Source organism: Pseudomonas putida, from assembly GCF_001976065.1.
Lineage (GTDB): Bacteria > Pseudomonadota > Gammaproteobacteria > Pseudomonadales > Pseudomonadaceae > Aquipseudomonas > Aquipseudomonas serbica.
Genome location: NZ_MNAH01000002.1, coordinates 925704 through 943577, shown reverse-complemented (window position 1 = coordinate 943577; position 17874 = coordinate 925704). Strand labels below are relative to the sequence as shown.

The 17874-nt window shown below is 60.3% G+C and carries 15 protein-coding genes; 6 read left to right on the top strand and 9 right to left on the bottom strand.

Annotation, left to right across the window (positions count from 1 at the left end; translation table 11 throughout):
* The first annotated feature begins 17 nt into the window (after positions 1–17).
* The gene (locus tag BKX96_RS10675) at positions 18–590 is read left to right on the top strand and encodes a GGDEF domain-containing protein (RefSeq protein ID WP_046818043.1); all 573 of its coding nucleotides are present in this window, start codon (positions 18–20) and stop codon (positions 588–590) included.
* A 35-nt stretch (positions 591–625) separates the two neighbouring features.
* On the opposite strand, the gene BKX96_RS10670 is transcribed toward BKX96_RS10675, so the two are convergent.
* A complete protein-coding gene (locus BKX96_RS10670; protein ID WP_046818044.1) occupies positions 626–1051 on the bottom strand; it encodes a VOC family protein in 426 nt (141 codons plus the stop codon).
* Between the two features lie 405 nt (positions 1052–1456).
* Here BKX96_RS10670 and BKX96_RS10665 point away from each other — a divergent pair, with 405 nt between their 5' ends.
* Positions 1457–2395: a hypothetical protein gene (locus tag BKX96_RS10665; RefSeq protein WP_179092140.1), complete on the top strand. Its 939-nt coding sequence runs from the start codon at positions 1457–1459 to the stop codon at positions 2393–2395.
* A gap of 91 nt (positions 2396–2486) precedes the next feature.
* Here the strand turns inward: BKX96_RS10665 and fabI are convergent, their stop codons facing one another.
* The 8 genes from fabI to gloB all read right to left on the bottom strand — a co-directional run bounded on the left by fabI (position 2487) and on the right by gloB (position 13153).
* On the bottom strand, positions 2487–3281 hold the full coding sequence (gene fabI / locus BKX96_RS10660; RefSeq protein WP_025213267.1) for an enoyl-ACP reductase FabI: 795 nt from the start codon (positions 3279–3281) through the stop codon (positions 2487–2489).
* A 20-nt stretch (positions 3282–3301) separates the two neighbouring features.
* Positions 3302–4912, bottom strand: coding sequence for an ABC transporter ATP-binding protein (locus BKX96_RS10655; RefSeq protein WP_046818046.1), 1611 nt, complete (start codon positions 4910–4912; stop codon positions 3302–3304).
* 1 nt (position 4913) lies between these two features.
* Entirely contained in the window at positions 4914–5933 is a 1020-nt protein-coding gene (locus BKX96_RS10650; RefSeq protein WP_077183799.1) for an ABC transporter permease, read from the bottom strand.
* Between the two features lies 1 nt (position 5934).
* Positions 5935–7008, bottom strand: coding sequence for a microcin C ABC transporter permease YejB (locus BKX96_RS10645; RefSeq protein WP_046818048.1), 1074 nt, complete (start codon positions 7006–7008; stop codon positions 5935–5937).
* Between the two features lie 4 nt (positions 7009–7012).
* On the bottom strand, positions 7013–8854 hold the full coding sequence (locus tag BKX96_RS10640; RefSeq protein WP_077183798.1) for an extracellular solute-binding protein: 1842 nt from the start codon (positions 8852–8854) through the stop codon (positions 7013–7015).
* Positions 8851–10659: an extracellular solute-binding protein gene (locus BKX96_RS10635; RefSeq protein WP_410454528.1), complete on the bottom strand. Its 1809-nt coding sequence runs from the start codon at positions 10657–10659 to the stop codon at positions 8851–8853. Before BKX96_RS10635 ends, BKX96_RS10640 begins: the two co-directional genes overlap by 4 nt.
* Before the next feature lie 190 nt (positions 10660–10849).
* Positions 10850–12286, bottom strand: coding sequence for a transglycosylase SLT domain-containing protein (locus tag BKX96_RS10630; RefSeq protein WP_046818051.1), 1437 nt, complete (start codon positions 12284–12286; stop codon positions 10850–10852).
* A gap of 99 nt (positions 12287–12385) precedes the next feature.
* Positions 12386–13153 carry a hydroxyacylglutathione hydrolase gene (gene gloB, locus BKX96_RS10625; RefSeq protein ID WP_046818052.1) on the bottom strand — a complete coding sequence of 256 codons (768 nt, stop codon included), beginning with the start codon at positions 13151–13153 and terminating at the stop codon, positions 12386–12388.
* 65 nt (positions 13154–13218) lie between these two features.
* On the opposite strand from gloB, the gene BKX96_RS10620 reads away from it, so the two are divergent.
* The 4 genes from BKX96_RS10620 to ldcA all read left to right on the top strand — a co-directional run bounded on the left by BKX96_RS10620 (position 13219) and on the right by ldcA (position 17872).
* Positions 13219–13977, top strand: a complete 759-nt coding sequence (locus tag BKX96_RS10620; RefSeq protein ID WP_077183796.1) for a class I SAM-dependent methyltransferase — start codon at positions 13219–13221, stop codon at positions 13975–13977.
* A 91-nt stretch (positions 13978–14068) separates the two neighbouring features.
* Entirely contained in the window at positions 14069–14521 is a 453-nt protein-coding gene (rnhA, locus tag BKX96_RS10615) for a ribonuclease HI (RefSeq protein WP_008062270.1), read from the top strand.
* Positions 14522–14734: 213 nt separating this feature from the next.
* Positions 14735–15493 carry a DNA polymerase III subunit epsilon gene (dnaQ, locus tag BKX96_RS10610; RefSeq protein WP_046818054.1) on the top strand — a complete coding sequence of 253 codons (759 nt, stop codon included), beginning with the start codon at positions 14735–14737 and terminating at the stop codon, positions 15491–15493.
* 123 nt (positions 15494–15616) lie between these two features.
* Complete coding sequence (gene ldcA / locus BKX96_RS10605) at positions 15617–17872, top strand: Orn/Lys/Arg family decarboxylase (RefSeq protein WP_046818055.1); 2256 nt, start codon at positions 15617–15619, stop codon at positions 17870–17872.
* Positions 17873–17874 lie beyond the last annotated feature (2 nt).

Below are 17874 nucleotides of genomic sequence, written 5' to 3'. Positions count from 1 at the left end.
CACCCATGGAGTATGTGATGCTGATTTCAGGCAAACCGCACAAACCAGGTGTACGTGCAGGGACGCCACAACAGGAGCGCGAGCTGCTGCGCGATCTCGCCCGCAAGGCCGAGCAGGAGCTGATCGGGGTGCAGATGGCGAGCATGGACGAGATGACGCTGCTGCCCAACCGGCACGGTTTCATCGCCCTGGCTCAATTGGGCCTGGAGGCCTGCAATGATCTGGGCAGGCCGGCGACGCTGCTGTTCTTCAACCTCGACGAGTTCAAGCGCATCAACTACCTGTTCGGTCGCACCGAAGGTGACAAGGCACTGAAAACCTTTGCCGACGTGCTGCGTATTGGTTTTCGGGAAAGCGATGTGATCGGGCGGCTGGAGGGTGCAACCTTCGTGGCCTTGCTCACAGGCTCTGGCGGCGTGGACATCGCGGCGGTCAAGGCGCGGCTTGAGGAAATGCTCGATGAACGCATGGCCACTGCGCATCGCGGGTATGAGATTCGTTTCAGTATCGGGCAGATCGAGCATGACCCGACAGTTCATGGTTCGGCTGAAGAGCTGCTGGTTGAGGTTGAAAAAGCGCTGGGTCATTAGTTCAGCGTTGATTGACGGGCCTATTGAGTCGCCACTCATTTGGCAAACAGCTGCCCAATATCCTTGAACGCCTTGAATTCCAGCGCATTCCCGCACGGATCGAACAGAAACATCGTCGCCTGTTCACCCACCAGCCCCTGAAAGCGAATCCCCGGCTCGATCACAAAACGCGTCTCCAATGCCTTCAGCCGCTCGGCCAACGCTTCCCACTCCGCCATCCCCAACACCACGCCGAAATGCGGCACAGGCACGTCATGACCGTCGACAGCGTTGGTGTGCGCCGCTTCTTGAGAGGCGTTTTTCGGCGCCAGGTGAATGACCAGCTGATGGCCGAAAAAGTTGAAATCGACCCAATGATCGCTGGAGCGACCTTCTTCGAGGCCGAACACATGGCCATAGAAATTCCGAGCGGCCGTCAGGTCGTAGACCGGGATGGCCAAGTGAAAAGGAGAGAGTTGCATCGGATGTGCCTCGACTGTGGATACAGACCGAGTTTAGCTCCGTGATTTTTGATTGAAAGACGATAATTCTTGCGTCGAGCTCAAACTATTTCTATCAACTGGAACCGTTATGCTACGGGAACTGAAAACCTTTATTCGTTATAGCCAGCGCACACAGCCGATCCAACAGCTGTTCGCGCAATGCCTGATACAAATGGATGGCTGAACACAAATACCAAATTTGTCCGAGTCCAATTTGAGACCGCAGACGAAGTGTGGCCGGTAAAGATACTAATACGGCGTATTGAGACACTAAAGTTGTCATTTTATACAGGTGCCAAACCAGCGCTACGTAGGCAATAGTCCTTCATGTAACCACGCCCGATCTTTTCTCCGTGATCCGTGAAGTTGTGGCAGAGACTGCTTGTGGAAAGAAGGAACCAACTTCCTGAAGGACTGGAACAATGGCTAAACAAGATCGCTCCACCTGATCCTGGACGGCGCAAGCCAGCCTTGACGAGATTTAACGAGAACGGTAGTCCTGATCTGGTTTTTGGTAACAAAGTCCTGCCTGGAACAGATACCATTGTTGGACTCTCTGGTTGTTTGCAGGCAGACGGAAAGATATTGCTGCTGGTGAGTAGCTCGGTTAAGGCCGGTGATAAAAAAACCGTTCTTTATCGTCTGCTGCCTGATAGTGATTTCGATCTTGAGTTTGGTGGACAAGGATTCATCGACGTCCGCTTCGACGATCAGCTATCTCAAGGTCAAGCCGTGGCCATCAGTGCCGATGGTAAAATTCTGGTGGGTGGTAATGTCGAGCGAAAGGATCCTGACCAATTGAGCGCGGCGGTTGCCAGGTATTTCCCGGATGGACGTCTTGATCCATCTTTTGGGCGGTCAGGTATGTGGGAGTCGGAGAAGGATAGGACAATTCATAACATGATCGTTGACCAAGACGGTGTTACGGGTGTCGGCCATTACCTTTTGGCTGGGGAGGGGTATGTTGCGAGCATCTCCAGATTAACCCCCGATGGCGCTTGTTCGCCGACGTTCAATAAGGGCAAATCCCTCACCATCGATGTTCCCGCCGATGTTCCCCGCTACTTTGTGAGTTGCAAATCAGTATTAGTGCAATCCGATAAAAGTATTGTCGTTGGTGGTTGGGTGGGGTTTGAGACTACGGCTTTCTGGTTGCGTATTTTGCCTGATGGTACTCCTGACCCGGCTTTTGGCAGCCAGGGGATTGTCGTTCACGATAGGCCATCCCTTCTCTATAACCTGCATCTGCAAAATGATCAGCAACGTGTGCTCGCTGCAGTTGTCGACACTCGCAGGCCTTATGTCCTTGGGATCCGGCTTTGATCGAGGAGCCCAGGAAGTATTTGGCGCTGTTGATATCACAGGCATAGAAAACCCGCCTGAAAAGGCGGGTTTTTTTATGGCTAACCGAAGATCACTCTTCGAGGTTGCCCATGGCCGTGGTGTTGAAGCCACCGTCCACGTACATGATTTCGCCGCTGATGCCGGACGCCAGGTCCGAGCACAGGAAGGCGCCGGCGTTGCCGACTTCTTCGATGGTGACATTGCGACGCAGCGGGGTTTGCGCTTCGTTGGCGGCCAGCATCTTGCGGAAGTTCTTGATGCCGGAAGCGGCGAGGGTGCGGATCGGGCCGGCCGATACGCAGTTCACGCGGGTGCCGTCCGGGCCCAGGGAGCCGGCCAGGTAACGTACGCCAGCTTCCAGGGAAGCCTTGGCCATGCCCATCACGTTGTAGTTCGGCATGGTGCGCTCGGCGCCCAGGTACGACAGGGTCAGCAGGCTGCCGTTGCGGCCTTTCATCATTTCGCGGCCGGCCTTGGCCAGGGCCACGAAGCTGTAGGCGCTGATGTCGTGGGCAATGCGGAAACCTTCACGGGTGGTGGCTTCGGTGAAGTCGCCGTCCAGTTGGTCGCCCGGGGCGAAGCCTACGGAGTGCACGATGCAGTCCAGGCCGTCCCACTTCTTGCTCAATGCTTCGAAGACCTTGGCGATTTCTTCATCGCTGGCCACGTCGCACGGGAAGCACAGCTCAGGGCTCGAGCCCCAGCCTTGGGCGAACTCTTCGACACGACCTTTGAGTTTGTCGTTCTGATAAGTGAAGGCAAGCTCAGCGCCCTCGCGATGCATGGCGGCAGCGATGCCGGATGCGATGGACAGCTTGCTGGCGACACCGACGATCAGTACGCGCTTACCGGCGAGAAAACCCATGTGTTGCTCCTCTTTTCAGGTTATTGCGCAGTGGCTGGTGCCAAAAAGGCGGCTTCCAGCAACTGCTGTGTATACGGATGTTGGGGGGCGGCAAAAATGCTTTGCGCGTCTCCCTGTTCGACCACTTGGCCATGCTTGACCACCATCAGCTGGTGGCTCAGCGCCTTGACGACAGCCAGGTCATGGCTGATGAACAGATACGTCAGGTTGTACTTGCTTTGCAGTGATCGCAACAGCTCGACCACTTGGCGTTGCACGGTGCGGTCGAGGGCCGAAGTCGGCTCGTCCAGCAGTATCAACGCCGGTTTTAGTACCAGTGCCCGGGCAATGGCGATTCTCTGCCGTTGCCCACCGGAAAATTCGTGGGGGTAGCGGTTCCGGGTTTCCGGGTCCAGGCCTACCTCCTTCAATGCTGCAATTATCGCCGCTTCCTGTTCCTCGGCGGTGCCCATCTTGTGGATCCGCAGGCCTTCGCCGACGATCTGGCTCACGCACATGCGCGGGCTCAGGCTGCCGAAGGGGTCCTGGAACACCACCTGCATCTGCCGCCGCAGCGGGCGAACCTGCTGCTGCGTCAGGCAGTCTAGCTGCTTGCCTTCAAAACGGATGCCGCCTGTACTGCCGATCAACCGCAAGATCGCCAGGCCCAGCGTGGATTTACCGGAACCGCTTTCGCCCACAATCCCCAGGGTCTGGCCCTGGGGCAGGCTGAAATTGATGCCGTCGACCGCCTTGACGTGGTCCACGGTCTTTTTCAGCAAGCCTTTCTTGATCGGGAACCAGACTTTCAGGTCCTCGACCGCCAGCAAAGGCGGGCCGACGACATTGGTCGCGGGCTTGCCGCTGGGCTCCGCTGCCAGCAGTTCCCGAGTGTACGGGTGCTGCGGCGCGCGGAACAATTCTTCACACGATGCCTGTTCGACGATGCAACCGCGCTGCATGACACATACGCGATGCGCAATTCTTTTAACCAGGTTCAAATCGTGGCTGATCAGCAGCAATGCCATGCCCAGCCGGGCCTGCAGTTCCTTGAGCAATTCGAGGATTTTCAGCTGGACGGTCACGTCCAGCGCGGTGGTCGGCTCGTCAGCAATCAACAGTTCCGGCTCGTTGGCCAGGGCCATGGCGATCATCACCCGCTGGCGCTGGCCACCGGACAATTCGTGGGGCAGGGCCTTGAGACGTTTTTCCGGCTCGGGAATGCCGACCATCTCCAGCAGCTCCAGGGTGCGCTTGGTCGCGACTTTGCCGACCAGGCCCTTGTGGATGCCCAGCACCTCGTTGATCTGTTTCTCGATCGAGTGCAGTGGATTGAGCGAGGTCATCGGCTCCTGGAAGATCATCGCGATCCGGTTGCCACGGATGTGGCGGATGGTTTTTTCTTTCAGCTCCAGCAGGTTCTGCCCGGAATACTCGATGGTCCCCGACGGGTGCCGGGCGAGTGGGTAGGGCAGCAGGCGCAGGATCGAGTGCGCGGTCACCGATTTGCCGGAACCGCTTTCACCCACCAGCGCCAGGGTTTCGCCACGCTTGATGTCGAAGCTGACGCCTTCTACCACCCGCTGGCAACGCTCGCCAACGACAAATTCGACGGCCAGGTCGCGCACTTCGATCAGATTGTCCTGATTCATTTCACTTCCTCGGGTCGAAGGCATCGCGAGCGGACTCGCCGATGAACACCAGCAGACTCAACATCAACGCCAGCACGGCAAACGCGCTCATGCCCAGCCACGGCGCCTGCAGGTTGGATTTGCCCTGAGCCACCAGTTCACCCAAGGACGGGCTGCCGGCCGGCAAGCCGAAGCCGAGGAAGTCCAGGGCGGTCAGGGTGCCGATGGCGCCGGTCAGGATGAACGGCATGAAGGTCATGGTCGAGACCATGGCATTGGGCAGGATGTGGCGGAACATGATCGCGCCATTCTGCATGCCCAGCGCCCGGGCCGCACGTACGTATTCGAGGTTGCGCCCGCGCAGGAACTCGGCGCGCACCACGTCCACCAGGCTCATCCAGGAAAACAGCAGCATGATCCCCAGCAGCCACCAGAAGTTCGGCTGCACGAAACTGGCGAGGATGATCAGCAGGTACAGCACCGGCAAGCCCGACCAGATCTCCAGGAAACGCTGCCCGGCCAGATCCACCCAACCCCCGTAGAAACCCTGCAGCGCCCCGGCAATCACACCGATCAGCGAGCTGAGCAGGGTCAGTGTCAGGGCGAACAACACGGAAACCCGGAAGCCGTAGATCACCCGGGCCAGCACATCGCGGCCCTGGTCATCGGTGCCCAGCAGATTGTCGGTCGAGGGTGGCGCGGGGGCTGGCACTTTCAGGTCGTAGTTGATGCTCTGGTAGCTGTAGGGAATTGGCGCCCAAAGCACCCAGGCGTCCTTGGCCTTGAGCAGTTCGCGGATATACGGGCTCTTGTAGTTGGCCTCCAGCGGGAATTCGCCGCCGAAGGTGGTCTCCGGGTAACGCTTGAGCGCCGGGAAGTACCAGCTGTTGTCGTAGTGCACCACCAGCGGTTTGTCGTTGGCGATCAACTCGGCGCCGAGGCTGGCGCCGAACAGGATCAGGAACAGCCACAACGACCACCAGCCGCGTTTGTTGGCCTTGAACAGTTCGAAGCGCCGGCGATTGAGAGGGGACAGGTTCATCTCAATGCTCCCGGCTTTCGAAGTCGATGCGCGGATCGACAAAGGTGTAGGTGAGGTCGCCGATCAGCTTCACCACCAGCCCCAGCAGGGTGAAGATGAACAGCGTGCCAAAGACCACCGGGTAATCGCGGTTGATCGCCGCTTCGAAACTCATCAGGCCGAGGCCGTCGAGGGAGAAGATCACTTCCACCAGCAACGAGCCTGTGAAGAAGATGCCGATGAATGCCGAGGGGAAACCGGCGATCACCAGCAACATGGCGTTGCGAAACACGTGGCCATACAGCACGCGGTGATTGGTCAGGCCCTTGGCCTTGGCGGTGACCACGTATTGCTTGTTGATTTCATCGAGGAAGCTGTTCTTGGTCAGCAGGGTCATGGTCGCGAAGTTGCCGATCACCAGGGCAGTCACGGGCAGCGCCAGGTGCCAGAAGTAGTCGAGGATCTTGCCGCCCAGGCTCAACTCGTCGAAGTTGTTCGAGGTCAGCCCGCGCAACGGGAACCAGTCCAGGTAACTGCCGCCGGCAAACACCACGATTAGCAGGATGGCGAACAGGAACGCCGGGATCGCGTAGCCGACGATGATCGCCGAGCTGGTCCAGACGTCGAAGTGGCTGCCGTGCCGGGTGGCCTTGGCGATCCCCAGCGGGATCGACACCAGGTACATGATCAGGGTGCTCCACAGTCCGAGCGAGATCGACACCGGCATCTTCTCCTTGATCAAGTCGATCACCTTGGCATCGCGGAAGAAGCTGTCGCCGAAATCCAGGGAGGCATAGTTCTTGACCATGATCCAGAGGCGTTCCGGCGCCGATTTGTCGAAGCCGTACATGTGCTCGATTTCCTTGATCAGCGCCGGGTCCAGGCCTTGTGCACCACGATAGGCTGAGCCGGCCACCGACACCTCGGCACCGCCGCCGGCGATGCGGCTGGTGGCGCCTTCGAAGCCTTCGAGCTTGGCGATCATCTGTTCCACCGGGCCACCGGGGGCGGCCTGGATGATCACGAAGTTGATCAGCAAAATGCCGAACAGTGTCGGGATGATCAGCAGCAGTCGCCGAAAAATATACGCCAGCATCTGATTACTCCATGCCCGCAGGGTCGGCTTGCAATTTGGTTTCGATCTCTATGGCCGGTTTCGCATCAGGCTTGATCCACCAGGTGTTGACGCCGATGTCGTATTTAGGCGAGACCTTGGGGTGGCCGATGTGGTTCCAGTAGGCCACGCGCCAGGTCTTGATGTGCCAGTTGGGTATCACGTAATAGCCCCATTGCAGGACCCGGTCCAGGGCGCGAGCATGGGCCACCAGGCTGCGGCGCGAGTCGGCGTTGATCAATTGTTCGACCAACTGGTCCACCACAGGGTCCTTGAGGCCCATGGAGTTGCGGCTGCCGGGCTTGTCGGCGGCCGCCGTCATCCAGAACTCGCGCTGTTCGTTGCCCGGCGAATTGGACTGCGGGAAGCTGCCGACGATCATGTCGAAGTCCCGCGAGCGCACTCGGTTGACGTACTGCGAGACGTCGACACGGCGAATCACCAGCTCGATGCCAAGGTCGCTCAGGTTACGCTTGAACGGTAGCAGCACCCGTTCGAATTCGGTCTGGGCCAGGAGGAATTCGATGCTCACCGGTTTGCCGTTGGCGTCGACCATCTTGTCGTCGACGATGCGCCAGCCGGCTTCTTGCAGCAGTTGGTAAGCCTTGCGTTGCTGGGTGCGGATCATGCCGCTGGCGTCGGTCACCGGGTTCTCGAACGCCTCGCTGAACACCTGCTCGGGAATCTTGCCGCGAAACGGGTCGAGGATCGCCAACTGATCGGCGTCCGGCAGGCCGGTGGCGGCCATTTCCGAGTTCTCGAAATAGCTGCGGGTGCGCGCGTAGGCACTGTTGAACAACTGCTTGTTGGTCCATTCGAAGTCCAGCAGCAGGGTCAGGGCCTGGCGCACCCGCACGTCCTGGAACACAGGGCGGCGCAGGTTGAAGACGAAGCCCTGCATGCCGGTGGGGTTGCCGTTGGGGATCTGTTCCTTGATCAGTCGGCCTTCGGTCACCGCCGGGATGTTGTAGGCGTTGGCCCAGTTCTTCGCGGTCATCTCCAGCCAGTAATCGAACTGCCCGGCCTTCAGGGCTTCCAGCGCCACGGTGTTGTCGCGGTAGTAGTCGGTGGTCATCACGTCGAAGTTGTAGAAACCACGGTTGATCGGCAGGTCCTTGCCCCAGTAATCCTTGACCCGCTCATAACGCACCGAGCGCCCGGCCTTGACTTCGGTGACCTTGTACGGGCCGCTGCCCAGCGGCACTTCCAGGTTGCCCTTGTTGAAGTCGCGGCTGGCCCACCAATGCTTGGGCAACACCGGCAACTGTCCGAGGATCAGCGGCAGTTCGCGGTTGTTGCTGTGCTTGAACTTGAAGAGCACCGTGAGCGGATCTTCGGCGACCACGTCGGCGACGTCGCTGTAATAACCGCGGTACATCGGCGCGCCATCCTTGACCAGGGTCTGGAAGCTGAAAACCACGTCTTCGGCGCGTACCGGATGGCCGTCATGGAAGCGCGCTTCGGGCCGCAGGTAGAAACGCACCCAATCGTTGTTCGGCGCTTTTTCGATCTTGCCGGCGATCAGGCCATATTCCGTGAAAGGTTCATCCAGGCTCTGCCGGGCCAGGGTGTCGTAGATCAAGTCGATGTCGTTAGCCGACACGCCCTTGCTGATGAACGGGTTGAGGCTGTCGAAACCGCCGAACCCGGCCTGGCGGAATTTTCCACCCTTGGGCGCGTCCGGGTCGACGTAATCGAAGTGTTTGAAGTCGGCCGGGTATTTCGGCGGCTCGTTGTACAGGGTCAGGGCATGTTGCGGGGCGGCGCAGGCCAGCCCTGCGAACAACAGTGCGCTGGCCTGCAGGAGCAGGGCGCTTGCGGGTTTCATCGATCTTTCTCCGAAGATTTCAGCCACCACGCGCTCAGGCCCAGGGTGTAGGGCGGCGTCGTGACGAAGGCCAGCCGGTTGCGGTAGGCCAGGCGGTGATAATTGAGGTACCAGTTGGGAATGATGTAGTGCTGCCACAGCAATACCCGGTCGAGGGCCTTGCCGGCGGCGACCTGTTCGTCACGGCTCTTGGCCGCGAGCAGTTGATCGAGCAGGTGATCAACCAGCGGATTGGCGATCCCCGCGTAGTTCTTGCTGCCCTTGACCCCGACCTGGCTGGAATGAAAGTACTGCCATTGCTCAAGGCCCGGGCTAAGGGTCTGGTTGAGGGTCATCAGGATCATGTCGAAATCGAACTGATCGAGGCGCTGCTTGTACTGGGCCCGATCGACCGTGCGCAGCCTGGCATCGATGCCGATGCTGGTAAGGTTCTCGACGTAGGGCTGGAGGATGCGCTCCAGATTTGGATTGACCAGCAGGATCTCCAGGCGCAGCGGTTGCCCGGCCGCATTCTGCAGGCGCTGGCCATTGAGCTTCCAGCCGGCCTCGGCCAGCAGGGTCAAGGCCTTGCGCATGGTTTCCCGGGGGATGCCCTGGCCCTGGGTCTGCGGCAGGCTGAAGGGCTCGGTAAACAGCTTGGCCGGCAATTGCTCGCGATACGGCTTGAGCAACAGCCACTCATGGCCGACCGGCAGCCCGCTGGCGGTGAATTCGCTGTTGGGGTAGTAACTCATGGCGCGTTTGTAGGCGCCGCTGAACAATGTGCGGTTGGTCCACTCGAAGTCGAACATCAGGCCCAGTGCTTCGCGAACCTTGGCCTCGGCGAAGATCGGGCGGCGGCTGTTCATGAACAGGCCCTGGGTCTGGGTCGGGATCTGGTGCGGGATCTGCGCCTTGATCACCTCGCCACGGCGGCTCGCGGGGAAGCCATAGCCGGTGGCCCAGTTTTTCGCCTGGTGCTCGATATAGATGTCGAACTCGCCAGCCTTGAACGCTTCGAACGCTACGTCGCTGTCACGGTAGAACTCGACTTCCATGCGATCGAAGTTGTACTTCCCCCGGTTGACCGGCAGATCCTTGCCCCAGTAGTCCTTGACCCGCTCGAACACGATCTGGCGCCCTGGATTAACCGATGTGATGCGATACGGTCCGCTGCCCAGCGGCGGTTCGAAGGTGGTCGCCTTGAAGTCGCGACCTTTCCAGTAATGCTGCGGCAACACCGGCAACTCCCCCAGGCGCAGGATCAGCAAGGGATTGCCGGCACGCTTGAAGACGAAACGAATGCGCTGCGGATTGAGGATGTCGACCCGCAACACTTCCTGAAGGTTGGTGCGGTATTGCGGATGACCTTCCTTGAGCAGCAGGCGGTAGGAAAATGCCACGTCGTAGGCGGTGATCGGCGTGCCGTCGTGAAAGCGTGCTTCGGGGCGCAGGTTGAATACCACCCAGCTGCGGTCCTCGCTGTATTCCACCGACTGGGCGATCAGGCCGTAACTGGAGGTCGGCTCGTCCCCGGAGGGCGCGTATTGGCCGGTGCCGACCATCAGCGGCTCGTTCAGCTCGTTGATGCCGTACTGCAGGAAATTCGCCGTGGTCACCGGGCTGGTGCCCTTGAAGGTGTAGGGGTTGAGCGTATCGAAGGTGCCAAATGCCATGACCCGCAAGGTACCGCCCTTGGGCGCTTGCGGGTTGACCCAGTCGAAGTGGGTAAATCTGGCCGGGTACTTGAGCGTGCCGAACTGCGCATAACCATGGCTTTCGCTGATCGTCGCGCTTGCGGTGGAGCTCAAGGCCAGGCTGATCAGGAGCGGGAGGAGGGGACGCTTCAAATAAGGAATCCGATCCGGGCGGCTTGGGCATTGTGGATCGTACAGTAACAGCTTGTATGGACAGGAAAAAGACGGCGGTTGATGGGGGTGCCGGTTGTGCGACGGCGGTGCGGGGAGGTCGGGTAACATGCGGATAAAAAAAGCCCCTGAATTCAGGGGCTCATTTTTAATGCGGGTTGGAAACCGTCAGCATCTGCCCCGGCTTCAACGCCTGGCCGACACGAGGATTCCAGCGCTTGAGGTGCTGCATTTCAACGTTGAAGCGCTTGGCCACCATGTACAGCGAGTCGCCTTGCTGAACCTTGTATTGCGACTGCGGCTTCTGGGTCTTGGACTTGGCCGCGACCACGGTGTTGATGCGCCCCGAGTTGCGCTTGCTGGTGTCTTGCATGACCAGCGTCTGGCCCGGCTTGAGATTCTTGCCGCTCAGCTTGTTCCAGCGTTGCAGGTCCTTGACGGCGACATTGTTGGCCTTGGCAATGGAGCCCAGGTTGTCGCCGCGCTTGACACGATAGCTCCGTTTGGCACTCGCCAGTTGAGTATCGTTCGAGCGTTCGAAAACCGGTTTGAGCGGCTTCTTGCTGATCAACTCTTCCGGGCGCATGGTCTGCAGGCTGGTGGTCAGTAGCTGTGCCTTGGACGTGGGGACGAGCAAGTGCTGCGGACCGTCGATAGTGGTGCGCTGCTTGAAAGCGGGGTTGAGCTGGAACAGCTCGTCTTCGTCGATGTTTGCCACCGCGGCGACCTTGGACAGGTCCATGCGCTGGTTGATTTCGACGACCTGGAAATACGGTTCGTTGGCGATCGGGTTGAGGTTCACGCCGTAGGCATCCGGCGCCATTACCACCTGCGAGAGTGCCAGCAACTTCGGCACATAGGCCTGGGTTTCGGCGGGCAGTGGCAGGTTCCAGTAGTCGGTTGGCAGGCCGAGTCTCTCGTTGCGCTCGATGGCGCGGCTGACCGTGCCTTCACCGGCGTTGTAGGCGGCCAGGGCCAGCAGCCAGTCGCCGTTGAACATGTCGTGCAGGCGAGTCAGGTAATCCATGGCCGCCGTGGTCGAGGCGGTGATGTCGCGACGGCCATCATAGAAGCGGGTCTGGCGCAGGTTGAAGTAACGCCCGGTGGAGGGAATGAATTGCCACAGGCCCACCGCATTGGCCCGGGAATAGGCCATGGGGTTGTAGGCGCTTTCAATCACTGGCAACAGCGCCAGTTCCAGCGGCATGTTGCGCTCTTCGAGGCGTTCGACGATGTAGTGGATGTACAGGCTGCCGCGGTCGCCGGCGTTTTCGAGGAAGGACGGATTGCTGGCGAACCACAGGCGCTGTTGCTCGATGCGCGGGTTGACGCCCAGGCCGTCCTGGAGCTGGAAGCCTTGGCGCATGCGTTCCCAGACATCCTGCGGAACCTGCGGTGTGGGTTTCTCGCTGAGCCAGACGGGCTTCTGCTTGGCGCGCGCGGCAATGTTCGGCGTATGCGCCGCATCGGTCTGCGGCGCATGACTGGAACAGCCCGCCAATGTCGCGGACACAGCCACCGCTATGGCTTGCGCCAGGCGGGTGAGGGCGTCCGAATTGATGGCTTTGCGTATAGATGACGACATTGGCTGGAAGTAAGTTCCGGGCAAAAATGTCGGGCGATTCTAGAAAGCGCACCCTCTGCGGTCAACCTTTCAGAGTTTTTGGACCATCGTGCAAACAGCTCAGAACGTATCTTTCCAGGCCCTTAGCGCAGCAAAAACCATATCGGGCGCGGAGTTATCGGTGCCGGTCCGTTCATCCGCTTTTTCTTTAACGGATGTTTCGCCGGTGCGCAAAAACGGATTTGTACGCTTTTCCAGGGCCACCGTGGAGGGCAGCGTGATGACCCCGGCTTCCCGCTGGCGGGTCACGCTGGCCAGGCGTTCGAGGGTGTCGACGTTGCCGGGCTCGACCGCGACAGCGAAGCGCAGATTGCTCAGGGTGTACTCATGGGTACAGAACACCTGCGTTTCCCCGGGCAGGGCGGCGAGGCGCGACAACGAGCTGTACATTTGCCTTGGCGTGCCTTCGAACAGGCGCCCGCAGCCGGCGGCGAAGAGGGTGTCGCCACAAAACAGCAGGCCGGTGTGATAATAGGCAATGTGTCCCAGGGTATGGCCGGGAACAGCGATGATGTCGAAATCATGGCCTAGCACATTGATGCGATCGTTGTCCTCGAGGGCCACGTCCCGCGCCGGGATGTTTTCGCTGGCCGGGCCGTAGACGGTCGCGTCTGTCGCTTTCTTCAGCGCTTCGACGCCGCCGACATGGTCATGGTGGTGGTGAGTGATCAGAATATCGCTCAAGGTCCATTGCGGGTTGTCCTTGAGCCAGGCTTGTACTGGCGCGGCATCGCCCGGATCGACCACCGCACAGCGGTGGGTACGGGGATCTTGTAACAACCAGATGTAGTTGTCGGTGAAGGCGGGCAGGGCAGTGATCTGTATCATCGTCGGATTCGCCAAGCGGAAAACAATGGCGCATCTTAGAACTTCCTGGCGCGTTGGAGAATGCAATGACCGATAAAGCGTTCGCTCAGGCTGATCCTGACTGGCTGGCGTTGATCAGCGCAGCCCGTGAGTGGCTGTCCGGCCCCCTCGGGCAATTGCTGCTGGATGAAGAACGGCGCATGCTCGAAGACGAGCTGGGGCGCTTCTTCGGTGGCTACCTGGTGCATTACGGGCCGTCGGCCCAGACGCCGCCGTCGGCGCCGCAGGTGCAGCGCAACGTGCGCCTGGGTGCGCCGTTGCCCGGGGTCGAGATCGTCTGCGAGGAACAGGCCTGGCCGCTCAGTGAGCATGCCGCCGATGTGGTGGTGCTGCAGCACGGGCTGGATTTCTGCCTGTCGCCCCACGGTTTGCTGCGCGAGGCGGCGAGCAGTGTGCGGCCAGGTGGGCACTTGCTGATCATCGGCATCAATCCCTGGAGCACCTGGGGGTTGCGTCACGTATTTGCCCATGACGGCTTGCGCAAAGCGCGCTGCATATCCCCGTCGCGGGTGGCCGACTGGTTGAACCTGCTGGGGTTCGCGCTGGAGAAACGCCGCTTCGGGTGCTATCGTCCGCCGCTGGCTTCGCCCACCTGGCAGACTCGTCTGGCCGGTTGGGAGCGCAAGGCCGGTGACTGGCAACTGGGCGGTGGCGGCTTCTATCTATTGGTCGCGCGCAAGATCGTGGTGGGCCTGCGGCCAGTCCGTCAGGAACGTCGCGAGCCGATGGGCAAGCTGATCCCGTTGCCGATGGCCAAGGTCAATCGTCGCAACATCGAACCGTGATACTCCCTTTTTTCCGGCCGGGGTAAAACCCGGTCCTGGGCGTCGTCGATCATCGATTGGCGAGCCACTGTATTTTTCTGGATAGATTGGCATGAGCGATAGCGTAGAACTCTTCACCGATGGCGCCTGCAAGGGCAACCCTGGTCCTGGCGGATGGGGCGCATTGCTGGTGTGCAAGGGGGTCGAGAAGGAACTTTGGGGCGGCGAAGCCAACACCACCAACAACCGCATGGAACTGATGGGCGCGATTCGCGGCCTGGAAGAACTCAAGCGATCGTGCGACGTATTGCTGGTAACCGACTCCCAATACGTGATGAAAGGCATCAACGAGTGGATGGCCAACTGGAAAAAGCGCGGCTGGAAAACCGCCGCGAAAGAGCCGGTTAAAAACGCCGACCTGTGGAAGTTGCTCGACGAGCAGGTCAATCGCCATAACGTCACCTGGAAATGGGTACGTGGGCACATTGGCCATCACGGCAACGAACGGGCCGACCAACTGGCCAACCGTGGCGTGGATGAAGTGCGCGGCTTCAAGCAGGCGTGATTTGAGCTCGACCGATGCACCGAGTCGCGACCTTCGCGAGCAAGCCCGCTCCCACATTTGATCTCCTTGAGCGCAAATCTTGCACTCCCCAGCGATCCAGTGTGGGAGCGGGCTTGCTCGCGAAGGGGGCGACACGCTCTATCTGAAAGACCCCGGCAGGCGTGTTAACATCGCCGCTTTTGCACGATTGACCGATTGAGAGCTGAGCACCCGATGGCCACCAGATCCGTTGTACTCGATACCGAAACCACCGGCATGCCGGTGACCGACGGCCACCGGATTATCGAAATCGGTTGTGTCGAGTTGGTCGGTCGGCGCCTGACCGGCCGGCATTTTCACGTTTACCTGCAACCGGATCGCGAAAGTGACGAAGGTGCCATCGGCGTCCACGGCATCACCAACGAGTTCCTGGTGGGCAAGCCGCGCTTCGCCGAGGTGGCCGAAGAGTTCTTCGAGTTCATCAAGGGCGCGCAGCTGATCATCCATAACGCGGCGTTCGACGTTGGCTTCATCAACAACGAATTTGCCCTGATGGGCCAGCACGATCGTGCGGACATCACGCAACACTGCTCGATCCTCGACACCCTGTTGATGGCCCGGGAACGTCACCCAGGGCAGCGCAACAGCCTCGATGCCTTGTGCAAGCGCTATGGCGTCGACAACTCCGGCCGTGAGCTGCACGGCGCCTTGCTCGACTCCGAGATCCTGGCCGACGTCTACCTGACCATGACCGGCGGCCAGACCAGCCTGTCCCTGGCGGGCAATGCCTCGGACGGCAATGGCTCGGGTGAGGGGGCGGACAACTCCGCCACGGAAATCCGCCGCCTGCCAGCCGACCGCCAGCCAACGCGCATCATTCGCGCCAGTGAAGAGGACCTGGCCCAGCACATGGCTCGCCTGGAAATCATCAGCAAGTCCGCCGGTGGGCCGGCGCTGTGGCTGCAGTTGGCAGAGGCCAAGGCCTCGGCGTAGATCCTGCCCTTGATAAGGCGCAGCTGACCCATTTCAGTGCGTCGAACTCGCCACATCCGCTCCAACCCTCTACCCTGAGGTGATTGGCAGTCTCTAGCCTGCCGCCTCAGGACACTGAGCACCATGTATAAAGATCTGAAATTCCCGGTCCTGATCGTCCATCGCGACATCAAGGCCGACACCGTCGCTGGCGATCGCGTGCGGGGTATCGCCAGGGAGCTGGAGCAGGAAGGTTTCAGTATCGTCTCGGCGATGGATTACACCGAAGGCAGGCTGGTGGCTTCGACCCATCACGGCCTTTCGTGCATGCTGATTGCGGCAGAAGACGCCAGTGCTCATTCGCATCTGTTACAGAATATGGCCGAGCTGATCGGGCTGGCGAGGGTGCGCGCGCCGGATTTGCCCATCTTCGCCCTGGGTGAGCAAGTGACCCTGGAAAACGCACCTGCCGATGCCATGGCCGAGCTCAACCAGTTGCGCGGTATCCTCTACCTGTTCGAAGACACCGTACCTTTCCTTGCACGCCAGGTGGCGCGAGCCGCGCGCAAGTACCTGGATGGCTTGCTGCCGCCATTCTTCAAGGCGTTGGTGCAGCACACCGCGGATTCCAACTATTCCTGGCACACGCCCGGTCACGGCGGAGGGGTGGCGTATCACAAAAGCCCGGTGGGGCAGGCGTTCCACCAGTTTTTCGGGGAAAACACCCTGCGTTCGGATTTATCGGTATCGGTGCCGGAACTGGGCTCGCTGCTGGACCACACCGGGCCCCTGGCCGAGGCGGAGGCGCGTGCGGCCCGTAACTTCGGCGCCGATCACACCTTCTTCGTGATCAACGGCACCTCGACTGCGAACAAGATCGTCTGGCACTCCATGGTCGCTCGTGACGACCTGGTGCTGGTCGACCGCAATTGCCACAAGTCGGTGTTGCACTCGATCATCATGACCGGTGCCATCCCGCTGTATCTGTGCCCGGAGCGCAACGAGCTGGGGATCATCGGGCCGATTCCACTGAGCGAGTTCAGCCGCGAATCGATCCAGGCCAAGATCGACGCCAGTCCATTGACCCGGGGCCGCGCGCCAAAGGTCAAGCTGGCGGTGGTGACCAATTCGACCTATGACGGCCTCTGCTACAACGCCGAGCTGATCAAGCAGCAGTTGGGCAACAGTGTCGAGGTCTTGCACTTTGACGAGGCCTGGTACGCCTACGCGGCGTTCCATGAGTTCTTTGCCGGGCGCTACGGCATGGGCACGTCGCGCAGTGAAGACAGTCCGCTGGTATTCACTACCCATTCCACGCACAAGTTGCTGGCGGCCTTCAGCCAGGCGTCGATGATTCATGTGCAGGACGGTGGCGCCCGGCAGCTGGACCGCGATCGATTCAACGAAGCCTTCATGATGCACATTTCCACGTCGCCACAGTACGGCATCATCGCTTCGCTGGATGTGGCGTCGGCGATGATGGAGGGCGGGGCCGGGCGTTCACTGTTGCAGGAAATGTTCGACGAAGCCCTGAGTTTTCGCCGGGCCCTGGCCAATCTGCGCCAGCACATCGCCGCCGACGATTGGTGGTTTTCCATCTGGCAGCCGCCGTCGGTGGAAGGTATAGACCGGGTGGTGACCGCGGACTGGCTATTGCACCCGGCGGATGACTGGCACGGCTTTGGCGAGGTGAGCGATGATTATGTCTTGCTCGATCCGATCAAGGTCAGCCTGGTGATGCCGGGCCTGACCGCGGGCGGCGCGCTCAGCGAACGCGGAATTCCGGCGGCGGTGGTCAGCAAGTTTCTTTGGGAGCGCGGGCTGGTAGTCGAAAAGACCGGGCTTTATTCGTTCCTGGTGTTGTTCTCGATGGGCATCACCAAGGGCAAGTGGAGCACGCTGCTGACCGAGCTGCTGGAGTTCAAGCGCAGCTACGACGCCAACGTCAGCCTGGCCAGCTGCCTGCCTTGCGTCGCGCAGCAGCATGGTGCGCGCTATCAGGGCATGGGCTTGCGTGACCTGTGCGATCAGTTGCACGCCTGTTATCGCAGTAATGCCACGGCCAAGCACCTCAAGCGGATGTACACGGTGCTGCCGCAAATCGCCATGAAGCCGGCGGACGCCTATGATCAGTTAGTACGTGGCGAAGTCGAAGCGGTCTCGATCGATGCCCTGCAGGGGCGCATCGCAGCCGTCATGCTGGTGCCATACCCGCCGGGCATTCCGTTGATCATGCCCGGCGAGCGATTTACCGAGGCGACCCGCTCGATCATCGACTACCTGGCGTTTGCTCGCACGTTCGACAGCAGCTTCCCGGGTTTCGTCGCTGACGTGCATGGATTGCAACACGAAGACGAGGGCAATGGACGGCACTACACCGTCGATTGCATCAAGGAATGAGG